This is a genomic window from Streptomyces sp. NPDC057682 (genome assembly GCF_042799575.1).
Taxonomy (GTDB): Bacteria; Actinomycetota; Actinomycetes; order Streptomycetales; family Streptomycetaceae; genus Streptomyces.
In genome coordinates this window covers 251,997-265,531 of record NZ_JBHVIN010000001.1, presented here as the reverse complement: position 1 = coordinate 265,531, position 13,535 = coordinate 251,997, and the positions used below count along the sequence as shown (strand labels likewise).

Annotated in this window: 15 protein-coding genes; 8 read left to right on the top strand and 7 right to left on the bottom strand. The window is 72.5% G+C overall.

Going from position 1 to position 13,535, the window contains the following annotated elements; all coding sequences use genetic code 11:
• The first annotated feature begins 116 nt into the window (after positions 1–116).
• On the top strand, positions 117–464 hold the full coding sequence (locus ACFVDM_RS01235) for a winged helix-turn-helix transcriptional regulator (protein WP_383631265.1): 348 nt from the start codon (positions 117–119) through the stop codon (positions 462–464).
• A 28-nt stretch (positions 465–492) separates the two neighbouring features.
• Here ACFVDM_RS01235 and ACFVDM_RS01230 read toward each other — a convergent pair whose 3' ends face one another.
• On the bottom strand, positions 493–957 hold the full coding sequence (locus ACFVDM_RS01230) for a MarR family winged helix-turn-helix transcriptional regulator (RefSeq protein WP_383631262.1): 465 nt from the start codon (positions 955–957) through the stop codon (positions 493–495).
• 91 nt (positions 958–1,048) lie between these two features.
• On the opposite strand from ACFVDM_RS01230, the gene ACFVDM_RS01225 reads away from it, so the two are divergent.
• The 4 genes from ACFVDM_RS01225 (at position 1,049) to ACFVDM_RS01210 (ending at position 5,508) form a co-directional block, all read left to right on the top strand.
• On the top strand, positions 1,049–2,194 hold the full coding sequence (locus ACFVDM_RS01225) for a hypothetical protein (RefSeq protein WP_383631259.1): 1,146 nt from the start codon (positions 1,049–1,051) through the stop codon (positions 2,192–2,194).
• A 179-nt stretch (positions 2,195–2,373) separates the two neighbouring features.
• On the top strand, positions 2,374–3,831 hold the full coding sequence (locus tag ACFVDM_RS01220) for a DUF2252 domain-containing protein (protein WP_383631257.1): 1,458 nt from the start codon (positions 2,374–2,376) through the stop codon (positions 3,829–3,831).
• A gap of 280 nt (positions 3,832–4,111) precedes the next feature.
• Positions 4,112–5,092, top strand: a complete 981-nt coding sequence (locus tag ACFVDM_RS01215) for a J domain-containing protein (RefSeq protein WP_383632124.1) — start codon at positions 4,112–4,114, stop codon at positions 5,090–5,092.
• Between the two features lie 71 nt (positions 5,093–5,163).
• Positions 5,164–5,508 (top strand): rhodanese-like domain-containing protein, encoded by a 345-nt coding sequence (locus ACFVDM_RS01210; protein WP_383631254.1) that lies wholly within the window; start codon positions 5,164–5,166, stop codon positions 5,506–5,508.
• 147 nt (positions 5,509–5,655) lie between these two features.
• Here the strand turns inward: ACFVDM_RS01210 and ACFVDM_RS01205 are convergent, their stop codons facing one another.
• The 6 genes from ACFVDM_RS01205 to paaA form a co-directional block, all read right to left on the bottom strand.
• Positions 5,656–6,849: an acyl-CoA dehydrogenase family protein gene (locus tag ACFVDM_RS01205; protein ID WP_383631251.1), complete on the bottom strand. Its 1,194-nt coding sequence runs from the start codon at positions 6,847–6,849 to the stop codon at positions 5,656–5,658.
• 98 nt (positions 6,850–6,947) lie between these two features.
• Positions 6,948–8,006: a 2Fe-2S iron-sulfur cluster-binding protein gene (locus ACFVDM_RS01200; RefSeq protein WP_383631248.1), complete on the bottom strand. Its 1,059-nt coding sequence runs from the start codon at positions 8,004–8,006 to the stop codon at positions 6,948–6,950.
• Positions 8,007–8,513, bottom strand: a complete 507-nt coding sequence (gene paaD / locus ACFVDM_RS01195; RefSeq protein ID WP_383631245.1) for a 1,2-phenylacetyl-CoA epoxidase subunit PaaD — start codon at positions 8,511–8,513, stop codon at positions 8,007–8,009. It abuts the gene before it with no gap.
• Positions 8,507–9,208, bottom strand: a complete 702-nt coding sequence (paaC, locus tag ACFVDM_RS01190; RefSeq protein ID WP_383631242.1) for a 1,2-phenylacetyl-CoA epoxidase subunit PaaC — start codon at positions 9,206–9,208, stop codon at positions 8,507–8,509. Before paaC ends, paaD begins: the two co-directional genes overlap by 7 nt.
• Positions 9,205–9,495, bottom strand: a complete 291-nt coding sequence (gene paaB, locus ACFVDM_RS01185) for a 1,2-phenylacetyl-CoA epoxidase subunit PaaB (protein WP_383631239.1) — start codon at positions 9,493–9,495, stop codon at positions 9,205–9,207. Before paaB ends, paaC begins: the two co-directional genes overlap by 4 nt.
• A complete protein-coding gene (gene paaA / locus ACFVDM_RS01180) occupies positions 9,492–10,541 on the bottom strand; it encodes a 1,2-phenylacetyl-CoA epoxidase subunit PaaA (protein ID WP_383631236.1) in 1,050 nt (349 codons plus the stop codon). The genes paaB and paaA overlap by 4 nt, the downstream gene beginning before the upstream one ends.
• 114 nt (positions 10,542–10,655) lie before the next feature.
• On the opposite strand from paaA, the gene ACFVDM_RS01175 reads away from it, so the two are divergent.
• From ACFVDM_RS01175 to ACFVDM_RS01165, 3 genes are read left to right on the top strand one after another with little or no spacing between them, the layout of a single operon-like run.
• Positions 10,656–11,534, top strand: a complete 879-nt coding sequence (locus ACFVDM_RS01175) for a DUF5819 family protein (RefSeq protein ID WP_383631233.1) — start codon at positions 10,656–10,658, stop codon at positions 11,532–11,534.
• Positions 11,531–12,808, top strand: coding sequence for an HTTM domain-containing protein (locus tag ACFVDM_RS01170; protein ID WP_383631230.1), 1,278 nt, complete (start codon positions 11,531–11,533; stop codon positions 12,806–12,808). The genes ACFVDM_RS01175 and ACFVDM_RS01170 overlap by 4 nt, the downstream gene beginning before the upstream one ends.
• Complete coding sequence (locus tag ACFVDM_RS01165) at positions 12,805–13,533, top strand: TrmH family RNA methyltransferase (protein ID WP_383631227.1); 729 nt, start codon at positions 12,805–12,807, stop codon at positions 13,531–13,533. Before ACFVDM_RS01170 ends, ACFVDM_RS01165 begins: the two co-directional genes overlap by 4 nt.
• The last annotated feature ends 2 nt before the right edge of the window (positions 13,534–13,535 follow it).

Below are 13,535 nucleotides of genomic sequence, written 5' to 3'. Positions count from 1 at the left end.
CCATGGGGATAGCAGAGCGACTGATATGTAAGCAGCCGAAGTTTCGTATGCACCTAGTAATAACATAGGGGCTTACGAATAGTAAGTCCCGCACGCCGACGCAGTACCCTGGGGGCATGGCGGATCACGGCGAGCAGGCGTGCAGGCGGGTGGATGTCGGCATCAGCCGCGTCTTCGAGCTGTTCGGCAAGCGCTGGACGGGGCCGATCGTCTCCGTGCTGATGCAGCAGCCGGTGCACTTCGCCGATCTGCGGCGGGCGATCCCCGGCATCAGCGAGCGGATGCTCTCGGACCGGCTGTCCGAGTTGGGCGCGGCGGGACTGGTGGTCCGCGAGGTCGACGAGGGTCCGCCGCTGCGGGTCTCGTACCGGCTGACCGAGGCCGGCGCCGCCATGGAGCCCGCGCTCAAGGAGCTGGGCCGCTGGGCCGAGACGCATCTGAAGAGCGGCATCGGCGGCTGCTAGGAACCGTCGCGGGGGCGCGGGGCGAGGTTCAGGCGGCGGGGTCGTTCGGGCCGTCCGGGCCGCCCGAGGTGTTGTACCGGAGCAGATAGTCCGCGAAGCGCGCGAGGTCGTCCTCCGTCCACTCCGCGAGCCGTTCCTGATAGGCGGCGCGGCGGCTGGCCTGGGTCGAGGCGAGCGCCCGGGTGCCGGCCTCGGTGGGGTGCAGCACCTGGATGCGGTGGTCGTCCGGGTCCGGATGGCGTTCGACCAGGCCCAGCTTCTCCAGGGTGCCGATCTGCCGGCTGACCGTGGACTTGTCCAGCATGTAGTGCGCGGCCAGGTCCGTGGCCCGGCAGCCGTGCCGGTCGTCGATGTGTGCCAGCAGCGTGTACGAGACCAGGGGCAGCTCCGGATGGAGCCGGGCCGCGGCGGCGCGCGCCCGGCGCGCGAACGCGGTCAGCTCGCGCTGGATGACGTCCAGCGACTCTTCGCGGTCCTCCGGGGTGCCTGGCACGCGTTCACCTTCCTCGACTTTTCAGTTGTATAGTACAACGGAATGGGAGTTGTAAAAGCCAACCATCTGTCGATCCTCCGGAGCGTTCCCGATGTCGTCGTCCTCAGGCCCGAGCGCCGCGCCCGGCTCCACCGCCGCCGCGCTGCGCCATGTGCTCAGCCATCTCGTCACGCCGCTGCTCATGTGCGTCGGCATGGGGCTGGCCTACCTCGGGGCCTTCCACGCCCCCGAGCCGCACGATCTGCGGGTGGACGTGGTCGGTTCCGGGCCGAGCGCCCAGGTACTCGCGCAGACCCTCCAGGACAAGGGCGACGGGGCCCTGACCGTCCGTACGGTCGCCGACCGCGCCGCCGCGGTCGACCACCTCAGGACCCAGGACAGCTACGGCGCCTACGTGCCCGGCACCCGACCCGAACTGCTGGTGGCCTCGGCGTCCTCCGACACCAGCGCGACCGTGGTGGAGAAGGTCTTCACCGAGGTCGCGGCGGGCCAGGGGGCGCCGCTGAAGGTGACGGACACGGCCCCCACCGCCGGCGGCGATCCGACCGGGCAGGGGATTTTCTTCCTGCTGGTGGCCGTGAGCATCGGTTCGTACGCCTCCGTCGCCGTGATCGGAGGCGCCGGCGCGGCGCTGCCGCTGAGGATCCGGGCGGCCCTGGCGGCGGGCGCGTCGCTCGTGGTCAGCGCGATCGGTGTGGTCTTCGCCGGACCCCTCTTCGGCCTGGTGGACCAGGGACTCGGCGGGCTGTGGGCGATGGCCTGGCTCTACGCCGCCGGCATCCTGCTGATCGGCGTCGGACTGCACACCTTCCTGAAGCGCTGGACCACCCTCGGCGTCATGGTGCTGTTCGTCATGCTGAACTTCACCAGCTCCGGCGGGATCTTCCGGCCCGAACTGCAGCCCGGCTTCTTCGGCGCCCTGCATGCGTTCTGGAACGGGGCGGGCTTCGTCGAGGGCGTCCGCAGCCATGTCTACTTCGGCGGCCACGGGCTCGGCCGCGACGTGCTGGTGCTGGCCCTCTGGCTCGTGGCGGGCCTGGTGCTGATGGCACTCGCCGGCCTGGCCGAGCGCAGGCGGAAGACCACTGCGGCGGCTGGGCCGTCGGTCCCGGCGGCAGTGGTCCCGGCTGCGGGGGAGCGGCGCGAGGGCCCGGCGGGGGCGGAGCCGGGGCCTGCGCCGCGGAGCGAGGCCACGGAAGAGGTGGAGGAGGAGATGGAAGAGGTCGTGGGTGTGTGACCAGGTCCGGGGCGGTGTCCGGCGTCCGGGCGTGAGTTTGTCCACAGGTCGCTTCAGGGGTTGTCCACAGGGGCAGACGGCCGCGGGTGGACAGCGGTACGGTCAGCGGTAGTTGATGTTGGACCGGGGACGCCGGACGCCGACCGGGCGCCGGCAGGGGTCGGGGGAGGCTGCGCGCCATGAGTGACATCGAAGCGACGACCGTGCCCGTGCAGCGGGCCGGGTACGAGGGGCCGCGCATTCCGGTCGTGCCCGGGTTCGCCCGCCGCCCGGCCACCGCCCCGGACGGTTCGGCGCTCTCCTCGCCGAGGGAGGCGGGCAAGGCCCTGCGGCAGAGCGTGCCGCGCTCCTCGCACGCCTCCCTGACCCTGCCGGAGGACCGGCCGGACGCGGTGCGGGCGGTCGAGGAGTCGAACCGGGGCAGGGTGCCCGCGCTCACTCCGATACGGGTGGGGCGGATGGCCGCCACCCCGTTCGCCTTTCTGCGCGGATCGGCCGGGCTGATGGCCCACGACCTGGTCGGGACGCCCGTCACCGGGGTCGCCGCCCAGCTCTGCGGCGACGCGCACGCGGCCAACTTCGGCCTCTACGGCGATGCCCGGGGCAGCCTCGTCATCGACCTCAACGACTTCGACGAGACCGTGGTGGGCCCTTGGGAGTGGGACCTCAAGCGGCTCGCCACCTCGCTGGTTCTCGCGGGCCGCGAGGCCGGGGCCGACGAGGAGACCTGCCGCAGGGGCGCGTACGACACCGTGGGGGCGTACCGGCGGACGATGCGGCTGCTGGCGAAGCTCCCCGCGCTCGACGCGTGGAACGCGATCGCCGACGAGGAACTGGTCTCGCACACGGATGCCCGCGATCTTCTCGGCACGCTGGAGCGGGTCTCGGAGAAGGCCCGGAACAACACCAGTGCCCGTTTCGCCGCGAAGTCCACGGAGACCGCCGAGGACGGCGGCCGCCGGTTCGTCGACGCGCCCCCGGTGCTGCGCAGGGTGCCGGACGCGGAGGCCGCGGCCGTGGCGGCGGGGCTCGGCCCCTATCTGGACACCGTGTCCGAGGACCGGGTGCCGCTGCTCGCGCGGTACGCCATCCAGGACGTGGCCTTCCGCGTCGTCGGCACGGGCAGTGTGGGGACCCGGTCGTACGTGGTGCTGCTGCTGGACCACCGGGGCGAGCCGCTGGTGCTCCAGGTGAAGGAGGCCAGGCCCTCGGTGCTGGCCCCCCATCTGGCAGCCGTGGGGTTCGACGTCCCCGAGGCGGGGCACGAGGGCCGCCGTGTGGTGCTCGGGCAGAAGCGGATGCAGGTGGTCAGCGACATCCTGCTGGGCTGGGCGACCGTGGAGGGACGCCCTTTCCAGGTACGGCAGTTCAGGAACCGCAAGGGCAGCGTCGACCCGGCGGCCCTGGCGGCCGACCAGGTCGACGACTACGGCCGGATGACCGGCGCGCTCCTGGCCCGTGCCCATGCGCACAGCGCCGACCCCCGCCTGATCGCGGGGTACTGCGGCAAGAACGACGAACTGGACGAGGCGGTGGCCGCGTTCGCCGTGACGTACGCGGACCGCACGGAGGCGGATCACGCGGAACTGGTCCGGGCGGTCGCCGCGGGCCGGATAGCCGCGGAGGCGGGCGTGTGACGGCCGTTCCGGCGACCGCGCGTCCTCGGCACGGTGGCCGTGGCCATACGCTGGACGGGTGACCGACGAAGCCGCCGGGGTACCGACCTCCCGGAACGACGATGCCCGGCAGGGCGACCTCCCGCCGCACGAGCAGCCCGGCTCTCCGGCCGAGGCGCCCGCAGAGACCGCCGACGAGGGCGCGGAGGGCGCCGGGGCCCCCGCCGGGAGCGGGCATGCCTCTGAGGCCGCCTCCGCCGCCGGTCCGGATGCCGCTGCCGGTACGACGGACGCCGCAGGCATGGCGGACGCCGCGGGTGCGGCAGACACTGCGGGTGCGGCGGACGCGGTCGGTCCGGAGGCCGCCGCCGGTCCGGAGGCCGCCGCCGTGCCGGAGGCAGGTCACGGCTTCGCGACCGGTGACGCCGATGGTTCCGCCGGGGACTCCGGTGCGGGCGATGCGGCTGGGTCGGGTGAGGCACGGGGCGAGGGTTCCGAGGACGGGGACACGCGGCCCGAGGCGCGACTGGCGCGGGCCGTGCGCGTGGCCGAGCAGGCGTTGATCGAGTTCGAGATCGCGGTGGAGACCTTCCGCGTCGAGGTCGAGAACTTCTCCCGGCTGCACCACCAGCGGCTCGGGCCCATGTACGCCCGGCTCGACGAGCTGGACGCGCAGATCGCCGAGGCGCGGGCGGCCCGCACGGGGGATCCGGAGGACCTCCGCAAGGCACAGGACGCGCGGTCCATGGTGCTGCCGATGCCCGGCGTCGACGAACTGTTCCACGACTGGATCGACTCCGACGGCCTGTCCCCCGAGGCCGCCGCCATGCTGACCGAGCAGCCCGTCCGGCCGCCCAAGCGGGTCCGCCCGACCGACGAGGCCCGCAAGCTCTACCGCGAACTGGCGCGCAAGGCCCACCCGGACCTGGCCCAGGACGAGACGGAGCGGGCTCGCCGGGAGGAGTTCATCACCCGGGTGAACGGTGCCTACGGGCGCGGCGACGAGGCGCTGCTCAGGGAACTGGCGGAGGAGTGGGCCGCGGGCCCGGTCCAGCCCGAGCCGGAGATCGGCGAGGCCGAGGAGCTCTACGCCCGGCTGAACTGGCTCACCCAGCGCAAGGAACTGCTGACCGTGCTGGCCCAGGAGCTGGAGGAAAGCGCCATCGGCGCCATGCTGCGGATGGCCCCGGACGACCCCGACCAGCTGCTGGAGGAGATCGCCGAACAGCTGCTCGGCGAGGTCGCCCAGCGGGAGAACGAGCTGGCCGCGCTGGTGCAGTAGCGTTTCCGGTGAGTCCGGTGCAGGTGATCCGGCGCACCGGTCCGGCGCATCGACGAGAGAAGGCATGACCCATGAATTTCGCCCCGCTCCCCGCGGTCGACGTCACCGCGGTCCCGGCGGACGGCTTCGTGCTGGACGTCCGGGAGGCCGACGAATGGGCGGCCGGGCACGTCGAAGGCGCGCTGCACATTCCGATGAGCGAGTTCGTGGCGCGGTTCGGTGAGCTGACCGAGGCGGCGGAGGACGGCCGGCGCGTGCATGTGATGTGCCGGGTCGGCGGCCGTTCCGCCCAGGTCACCCAGTACCTGGTGCAGCAGGGCGTCGACGCGGTGAACATCGACGGCGGCATGCTCGCCTGGGAGAGCGCCGGACGCCCCATGGTCACCGACCACGGTGGTCAGGCGTTCGTCGCCTGACGCCCTGCGTCTGACGTTCCGCGTCTGACACCCCGCGCCTGACGCCCTGCGTCTGACACCCCGCGTCCGACGTTCCGCGCCTGACGTTCACGCGCCCGACCGCAGCCCTGGGCCGGTGCGCCCGCTGCCCGCCCCGTTCCGCGCCGGTCAGTCGACGGGGTGGGCGGCCAGCAGGTCGCCCAGGGCCTCCTCGTGGGCCGCTGCCGGGCCGAGGGAGAGCTCGATCTGCTTCGCCCAGGCGTGGAAGCGGTGCAGCGGGTAGTCGGTGTCGGCGCCGAAGCCGCCGTGCAGATGCTGCGCCGTCTGCACGACCCGCCTGACCCCGTCGGACGCCCAGATCTTGGCCACCGCGACATCGGCGGCCGTCGGCAGTTCACCCGCCCCGCCGGCGGAGATCCGCCAGGCGGCCTGCCAGAGGGTGACCTCCATGGCCCGCAGATCGATGTAGCGGTCCGCCGCCTGCACGGCGACCGCCTGGAACGTCGCCACCGGGAAACCGAACTGCTCGCGCTTGCCCGTGTACGCACTCGTCATGGCGAGCACCGCCTCGCCCAGGCCCAGCGCGAGGGCGCAGGTGCCCGTGGTGAGCAGCGCGCGCAGCCACTCCCAGGCATCGGGTGCGTCGATCAGCTCGCGTCCGGTGACGCGCACGGCGTCCAGCCGTACCTCGCCGAGGAGTTCGCCGTTCGTCGAGACCTGCTCCGCGACGGTGACGCCCTCCCGGCCGCGGCGGACCAGGGCCACGACCGCGCGACCGTCGTCGGTGTGCGCCGGTACCGCGATCAGGTCCGAGACCCCGGCCCACGGCACGCCGGACTGCACCCCGTCCAGGACCCACCCGGCCTCGCCGTCCTCCGTGCCCGTTCCGGAGCCGGTGCCGCCGCTCTCGCCGTTCCCCCGCGCCCCGTCCGGTCGCGCGGTGACGGCCAGTTCCGCCGGTTCGTGGCCCGTGCGGCCGTTGGCGCCGACGGTCAGCACCAGCTCTCCCCGGCCCACGCGGGGCAGCAGCTCGGCGGCCAGGCCCCGGTCCCCGTACCGGTCCACCGCCGTCGCCACCGCGCACGTCTCCAGCAGCGGCACCCGGGCGAGCACCTTCGCGGACTCCCGCAACACCAGACAGAGCGCGATCGGATCCAGTCCGGCACCGCCGTGCTCCGGGGCCAGGGTCAGGCTCAGCAGGTCGCCGCCCGCCAGCCGGGCCCACAGCGGCCGGTCGATGTCGTCGGCCACGGCCCCCGGCACGAGGGCCGGGCTGGGCACGGCGTCCGGGGCGACGCCCGAGAAGACCGCCCGCGCCGCCTCGGCCGCTGCCTGCTGTTCCTCGGTGAAGGTGAAGTCCACTGTCCCGGCCTCCCGCGAACCACTGTGTCCGTACCCTGACCTGACGGAGCGTCAAGATAGAACAGGTTCTACAAGAAGGGAACAGTCCGGCCGCGCGGTCAGCGGTCGAAGTCCAGCTCCACCTCCCCGGTCACCGGATGCGACTGGCAGGCCAGCACATACCCGGCGTCCGTCTCCTCCGGCTCCAGCGCGTAGTTGCGGTCCATCCGGACCTCGCCCGCGACCAGGAACGCACGGCAGGTGCCGCACACCCCGCCCTTGCAGGCGTACGGCGCGTCCGAGCGGCTGCGCAGCACCGTCTCCAGCAGCGATTCGCCGTCCTCCACCGGCCAGGTGCCCGAACGGCCGTCCAGATGCGCGGTGAGCGTGCTCCGCGCGGACGTCCCGGCCCTCGGCCGGGCGGCGGCGTCCGGGACGTCCTCGACGTGGAAGATCTCCTGGTGCACGCGGCTCCGGTCGACCCCCAGGCCGTGCAGCGCCTCTTCGGCGGCCCGCACCAGGCCGAGCGGCCCGCACAGGTACCAGCCGTCGATCCCGGCGACCGGCAGCAGGGCGGGGAGCAGTGCGGTGAGCCGCTCCCGGTCGAGCCGGCCCGAGGGGAGACCCGCCTGCTGCTCCTCCCGGGAGAGCACGGTGACCAGCTGGAAGCGGTCCGGGTAGCGGTCCTTCAGATCGGCCACCTCGTCCAGGAACATGGTGGAGGCGGCCGTACGGTCGCTCCGGACCAGGCAGAACGAGGCGTCGGGCTCACGGGCCAGCAGCGTCGCGGCGATGGAGAGCACCGGGGTGATCCCGCTGCCGCCGACGACCGCCGCGAACCGGCCGGGGCGCGGCGCGATGACGAAGCGGCCCATCGGGGGCATCGCCTCGACCACGTCGCCGACGGCCAGCTCCTTGAACGCGTACGTGGAGAAGGCCCCGCCGTCGACGAGCCGGATGCCCACGCGCAGCACCGGCTCGGCGGGCCGCTCGGTGGCCGGGGCGCAGATCGAGTACGACCGCCGGATCTCCTCGCCGTCCACGGCGTAACGGATGTTGAGGTGCTGGCCGGGCTTGTGGCGGAAGGTCTCGCGCAGCTCGGGAGGCACGGCGAAGGTGACGGCCACCGCGTCGTCCGTGAGCCGTTCGATCGCGCTGACCCGGAGCGGATGGAACATCTACAACTCCTTGAAGTGGTCGAACGGTTCGCGGCACGACACACAGCGGCGCAGCGCCTTGCAGGCGGTCGACGAGAAGCGGCTGAGCAACTCCGTGTCGGTGGAGCCGCAGTGGGGGCAGCGCACCGACAGGGCCAGCGGCACGGGCCCGGAGGAGGGTGCGGAAGCGTCGTGCGGACGCGGCGGTGCGATGCCGAACTCGGCGAGCTTGCGACGCCCCTCCGCGCTGATGTCGTCCGTCGACCACGCGGGGGAGAGCACCGTCTCGACGCAGACCTCCGCCATGCCGTGCTCGTGCAGCACGCGCTCGATGTCGGCGGACATCGTCTCCACGGCCGGACAGCCGGTGTACGTCGGGGTGAGACGCACCGTGACCCGGCCCGGGGCGAGGACGTCCACTCCGCGCAGCACCCCCAGCTCCTCCAGGTTCAGCACGGGCAGCTCGGGATCGGGAACCGAGCCCGCGAGGGCGAACAGCTCCTCCTCCAGCGGGGTCCGGGTCACCATGACGCCCCCGGATGGCTGCGGCGCAGATGCTGCATCTCGGCGAGCATCCGGCCGAAGGGCTCGGTGTGCAGGCCCTGCCGTCCGGCTCCGGCGGCCCACGCCCCCGACTGCGGACCGGCCGGCACGCTCAGCGTCGCCCGCTCCAGCAGCGCGGTCACCGACTCCATCCAGCCGTCCCGCAACGCCTGCCAGTCCACGTCCACCCCCTCGACGGGCTGGAACAGCTCGCCGGTGAAGCGCCACAGCTCGTCCAGTCCGCGCTGCATGCGCGCATGGCTCTCGTCCGTGCCGTCGCCCATCCGCAGCGTCCACTGCTCGGCGTGGTCCCGGTGGTAGGCCACTTCCTTGACGGCCTTGGCCGCCAGGCCGGCGAAGGGGCCGTCTCCGGAGGCCAGTTGTCCGTACAGCCCGTGCTGGTGGACGGAGAAGTAGAGCTGGCGGGCGATGGTGTGCGCGAAGTCGCCGTTCGGCTGCTCGACCAGCTGCACGTTCCGGAAGGCGCGCTCCTCGCGGAGATAGGCCAGCTCGTCCTCGTCGCCCTCCAGGGAGAGCAGGACCCGGGCCTGTCCGAGCAGGTCCAGCGCGATGTTGGCGAGGGCGACCTCCTCCTCCAGCACCGGGGCGTGGCCCGCCCACTCCCCCAGCCGGTGCGACAGCACCAGCGCGTCGTCGCCGAGGGCGAGGGCCGCGGTCACAGGTGCTTCACCCCGTCCGGGATCGCGTAGAACGTCGGGTGGCGGTAGGGCTTGTCGCCGGCCGGTTCGAAGAAGGCGTCCTTCTCGTCGGGCGAGGACGCCGTGATCGCGGTGGAGGGCACGACCCAGAGCGAGACGCCCTCCGAGCGGCGGGTGTACAGATCGCGGGCGTTGCGCAGGGCCATCTCCGCGTCCGGCGCGTGCAGGCTGCCCGCGTGCGTGTGCGAGAGGCCGCGCCGGGAGCGCACGAACACCTCCCACAGCGGCCAGTCGGTCGAGCTGCTCATGCTGTCGCCTCCCTCTTCGTCCCGTCCGGCGTGGCCGTGCGGGCCACCGGTGCGCCGGTGCGCGATGTCGTCGTGTGCTTCGCCGCGTGGGCCGCGGCGGCCTCGCGGACCCAGGCGCCCTCCTCGTGGGCGCGCCGGCGCTGGCTCAGGCGCTGCTCGTTGCACGGCCCGTTGCCCTTCAGGACCTCCTGGAACTCCGTCCAGTCGATCGCCCCGAAGTCGTGCTGACCGCGCTCCTCGTTCCACCGGAGGTCCGGGTCGGGGAGGGTGAGCCCGAGCGTCTCGGCCTGCGGGACGCAGATGTCCACGAAGCGCTGCCGCAGTTCGTCGTTGGAATGCCGCTTGATCTTCCAGGCCATGGACTGGGCCGAATGCGCGGAGGCGTCGTCCGGGGGGCCGAACATCATCAGGGACGGCCACCACCAGCGGTCCACCGCGTCCTGGGCCATCGCGTGCTGCGCGGGTGTCCCGTTGCTGAGGGCGAGCAGGAGTTCGTAGCCCTGGCGCTGGTGGAAGGACTCCTCCTTGCAGACGCGGACCATGGCCCGTGCGTACGGACCGTAGGAGCAGCGGCAGAGCGGGACCTGGTTGGTGATCGCGGCGCCGTCCACCAGCCAGCCGATGGCGCCCACGTCCGCCCAGGTGAGCGTGGGGTAGTTGAAGATCGAGGAATACCGCTGGCGGCCCGCGTGCAGTTTGTCGAGCAGCTCGTCGCGTCCGGCGCCGAGCGTCTCGGCCGCGCTGTAGAGATACAGGCCGTGCCCGGCCTCGTCCTGGACCTTGGCCATCAGGATGGCCTTGCGGCGCAGGGACGGCGCGCGCGTGATCCAGTTCGCCTCCGGCTGCATGCCGATGATCTCGGAGTGGGCGTGCTGGGCTATCTGCCTGACCAGCGAGGCGCGATAGGCCTCGGGCATCCAGTCCCGGGGCTCGATGCGCTCGTCGGCCGCCACCGCGGCGTCGAAGGCCGCCGCCAGGGCCTCGTCGGCCCCTTCGGTGCCCCCCGCTGCCGTCTGCGCTGTCTGGCCCGCAGTCACTGCCGCCATCCCGGACTCCCTACCGACCGATCGTTCGGTTCTCTGTCTTCAATGGTGTGTCCGGGGCCCGTAGGGTGTCAACCCTGTGGATAACTGACCGGGATCGACGGGGATCGGGGCGGGATGGATTCGTACGACGACAAGGGCGTCGGCGGCGGCGGGGGCACCGGCGGAGGTGTCGACGGGCGGGACCACACGGTGCCCGGACCCCAGCCGCTGGAGGACGGCTCGGAGCCTCTTCCACCGGACTCCGCCCCCCCGCGGACCGCTGTCGAGCAGCTGTTTCCCGCGCAGGCGGGTCCCCCCGCCGCCGAACCGGCCCCCGGACCCGGCCGGCCGGCCGGTGCGACCGGTGGCATCGCCGGGCTGTCGTTCCCGTACCAGATCGTCGCCGCCGTCGCGCTGGGGGTCATCGGGCTGATCGGCTGTGTCCAGCTGGCCATGGTGTTCCTTCACGTCGCCCCGTCCAACACGCTGACGAAGGCGCACGGCGAAGCGGTGGACCAGTGGGTCTACCCCGAGTTCGAGCAGAACTGGAAGCTCTTCGCCCCCAACCCGCTCCAGCAGAACATCGCCGTGCACGTGCGTGCGGAGATAGCCGGGGCCGACGGACGGCGCACCACCCCCTGGATGAGTCTGTCCGGCGCGGACGGCAAGGCGATTCGAGGCAATCCGCTGCCCAGCCACGTCCAGCAGAACGAACTCCGCCGCGGCTGGGACTTCTACGTCGGCTCCCACGACAGCCAGAACCGGGCCAACGGCCTGCGCGGCCGGCTCTCCGAGCAGTACATCCGGCGCATCGTGATGCTCCGTCTCGGTGAGCACGACTACGGCGGCACGGTCCTGCGCATCCAGGTCAGGTCCGAGACCCGGTCCGTACCGGCGCCCCCCTGGAGCCAGGAGAAGATCAGTACCGAGCCGTCCTACCGGGTCCTGCCCTGGTGGACCGTCACCGCGGCCGACCTCCCCGAGGGCGCCGCATCCCAGGAGGCCGGCCAGTGAGCACCCACGGATCCGGCCACGCGCTCGCCCGCGGCATCCAGCGCATCACCGCCTCGGCCCTCGGCCCGTACCAGAGCGCCGTCATCCGCATCGGCTTCTCCGCCACGTACCTCCTCTTCCTGCTGCGCGAATTCCCGCACCGGCACGAGATGTACGGCCCCGACGCCCCCTGGCGCTGGGACATGGCCCAGCAACTCATCTCGGGCAACCAGGCGTTCACCACGCTGATGTGGACGGACAGCACCGTCTGGTTCGAGATCGTCTACGCGCTCGCGCTGATCGCCGCCGGTCTGCTGATGGTCGGCTGGCACACCCGGGCCATGTCCGTGCTGTTCATGGCCGGAGTGGTCTCGCTCCAGAACCGCAGCATCTTCATGGGCGACGGCGGCGACAACGTCATCCACCTGATGGCGATCTACCTGATGCTGACCCGGTGCGGACAGGTCTGGTCGCTCGACGCCCGCAGGGCCCGGCGTACGGCCGAAGGGGCGCGCGGACCGGGCGACGCGGTCGGGCCGCTGCTCTGGATCGCCTTCGGCGCCGTCCTCGTCTGGGGAATGGCCACCCGGAGCCTCGGCGGCACCGTGTGGCTGCCGACGCTCTTCTGGATCCTGTGGGTCGCCCAGGGCGCCTGGTGGGCCGTGAACCGGTACGCCCCGCGCAGCGAGCACCGCACCCTCCTCGACGTCATCGCCAATCTCGCCCACAACGCCACGCTCGTGGTGATCATGGCCGAGGTCTGCCTGATCTACGCGACGGCCGGCTGGTACAAGATCCAGGGCTCGCGCTGGCAGGACGGCACCGCGCTCTACTACCCGCTCAAGCTCGACTATTTCTCGCCGTGGCCCGCGCTCTCGGACATCCTCGCGTCGAGCGGGCTGATGGTGATGGTGGTGACCTACGCGACCGTGGCCGTGCAGGTCGCCTTCCCGTTCACCCTGTTCAACCGGCGCGTCAAGAACGTGCTGCTGGTCGTGATGATCTGCGAGCACGCCGGAATCGCCGTGCTGCTCGGGCTCCCCTTCTTCTCGATGGCGATGATCGCCGCGGACGCCGTCTTCCTGCCGACCGTCTTCCTGGTCTGGCTGGGCGGCCGGGTGACGCTCGGGCGCGACCGCCTGCTCGGCCGGCGGGCGCGCGTGCCCGCGCCGCGCGACGGGGACGCTCCCGTGCCCGGAACGGGAACGCCGGGAGCGGGAACGGGCGCGTCCGCACCGGGCGCCCGGGAGGCGGCGGAGCACGGCACCGACGGGGGCCATACGCTCGTCGGGTGAGCAGCGAGACGAGCCCCACGAACAGCACGAGCGGTACGGGCACCCAGGGCGCGGGTGCGGACGAGCCGGCCCAGTACGACGACGGGTTCGGGAACGAGATCGGGGTCGGTCCGCATCCGCTGCCCTGGCCCGAGGGCGAGCGGTACGACCCGGAACTGCTCGCCCACGGCGACCGCCGCAACGTGGGGGACGCCTACCGCTACTGGAGCCGTGAGGCCATCGTCGCCGACCTCGATCTGCGGCGGCACGACTTCCATGTCGCGGTGGAGAACTGGGGCCACGACTTCAACATCGGCTCGGTCGTCCGCACCGCGAACGCCTTCCTGGCCAAGGAGGTGCACATCGTGGGGCGGCGGCGCTGGAACCGGCGCGGTGCGATGGTCACCGACCGCTACCAGCACGTCCGCCACCACCCGGACACCGCCGATCTGACCGCCTGGGCCCGTGCGGAGGACCTGCCGATCATCGGCATCGACAATCTGCCCGGCGCGGTGCCGCTGGAGCGGACCGTCCTGCCCCGCCGCTGTGTGCTGCTTTTCGGGCAGGAGGGACCCGGACTGACCGAGGAGGCCCGCGCGCACGCCACGATGGTCTGCTCCATCGCGCAGTTCGGCTCGACGCGCTCCATCAACGCGGGGGCCGCCGCCGCGATCGCGATGCATGCCTGGGTGCAGCGCTACGCGGACATCCCCGATCCCTCCCTCCCGGACGCCGGCGGGGCCTGACG

Bases quoted from the DNA above. Each gene is read 5' to 3' on its own strand.
- ACFVDM_RS01235 (WP_383631265.1), top strand. From the start codon at position 117: ATGGCGGATCACGGCGAGCAGGCGTGCAGGCGGGTGGATGTCGGCATC.
- ACFVDM_RS01225 (WP_383631259.1), top strand. From the start codon at position 1,049: ATGTCGTCGTCCTCAGGCCCGAGCGCCGCGCCCGGCTCCACCGCCGCC.
- ACFVDM_RS01220 (WP_383631257.1), top strand. From the start codon at position 2,374: ATGAGTGACATCGAAGCGACGACCGTGCCCGTGCAGCGGGCCGGGTAC.
- ACFVDM_RS01215 (WP_383632124.1), top strand. From the start codon at position 4,112: ATGGCGGACGCCGCGGGTGCGGCAGACACTGCGGGTGCGGCGGACGCG.
- ACFVDM_RS01210 (WP_383631254.1), top strand. From the start codon at position 5,164: ATGAATTTCGCCCCGCTCCCCGCGGTCGACGTCACCGCGGTCCCGGCG.
- ACFVDM_RS01200 (WP_383631248.1), bottom strand. From the start codon at position 8,006: ATGTTCCATCCGCTCCGGGTCAGCGCGATCGAACGGCTCACGGACGAC.
- paaD (WP_383631245.1), bottom strand. From the start codon at position 8,513: ATGGTGACCCGGACCCCGCTGGAGGAGGAGCTGTTCGCCCTCGCGGGC.
- paaB (WP_383631239.1), bottom strand. From the start codon at position 9,495: ATGAGCAGCTCGACCGACTGGCCGCTGTGGGAGGTGTTCGTGCGCTCC.
- paaA (WP_383631236.1), bottom strand. From the start codon at position 10,541: ATGGCGGCAGTGACTGCGGGCCAGACAGCGCAGACGGCAGCGGGGGGC.
- ACFVDM_RS01175 (WP_383631233.1), top strand. From the start codon at position 10,656: ATGGATTCGTACGACGACAAGGGCGTCGGCGGCGGCGGGGGCACCGGC.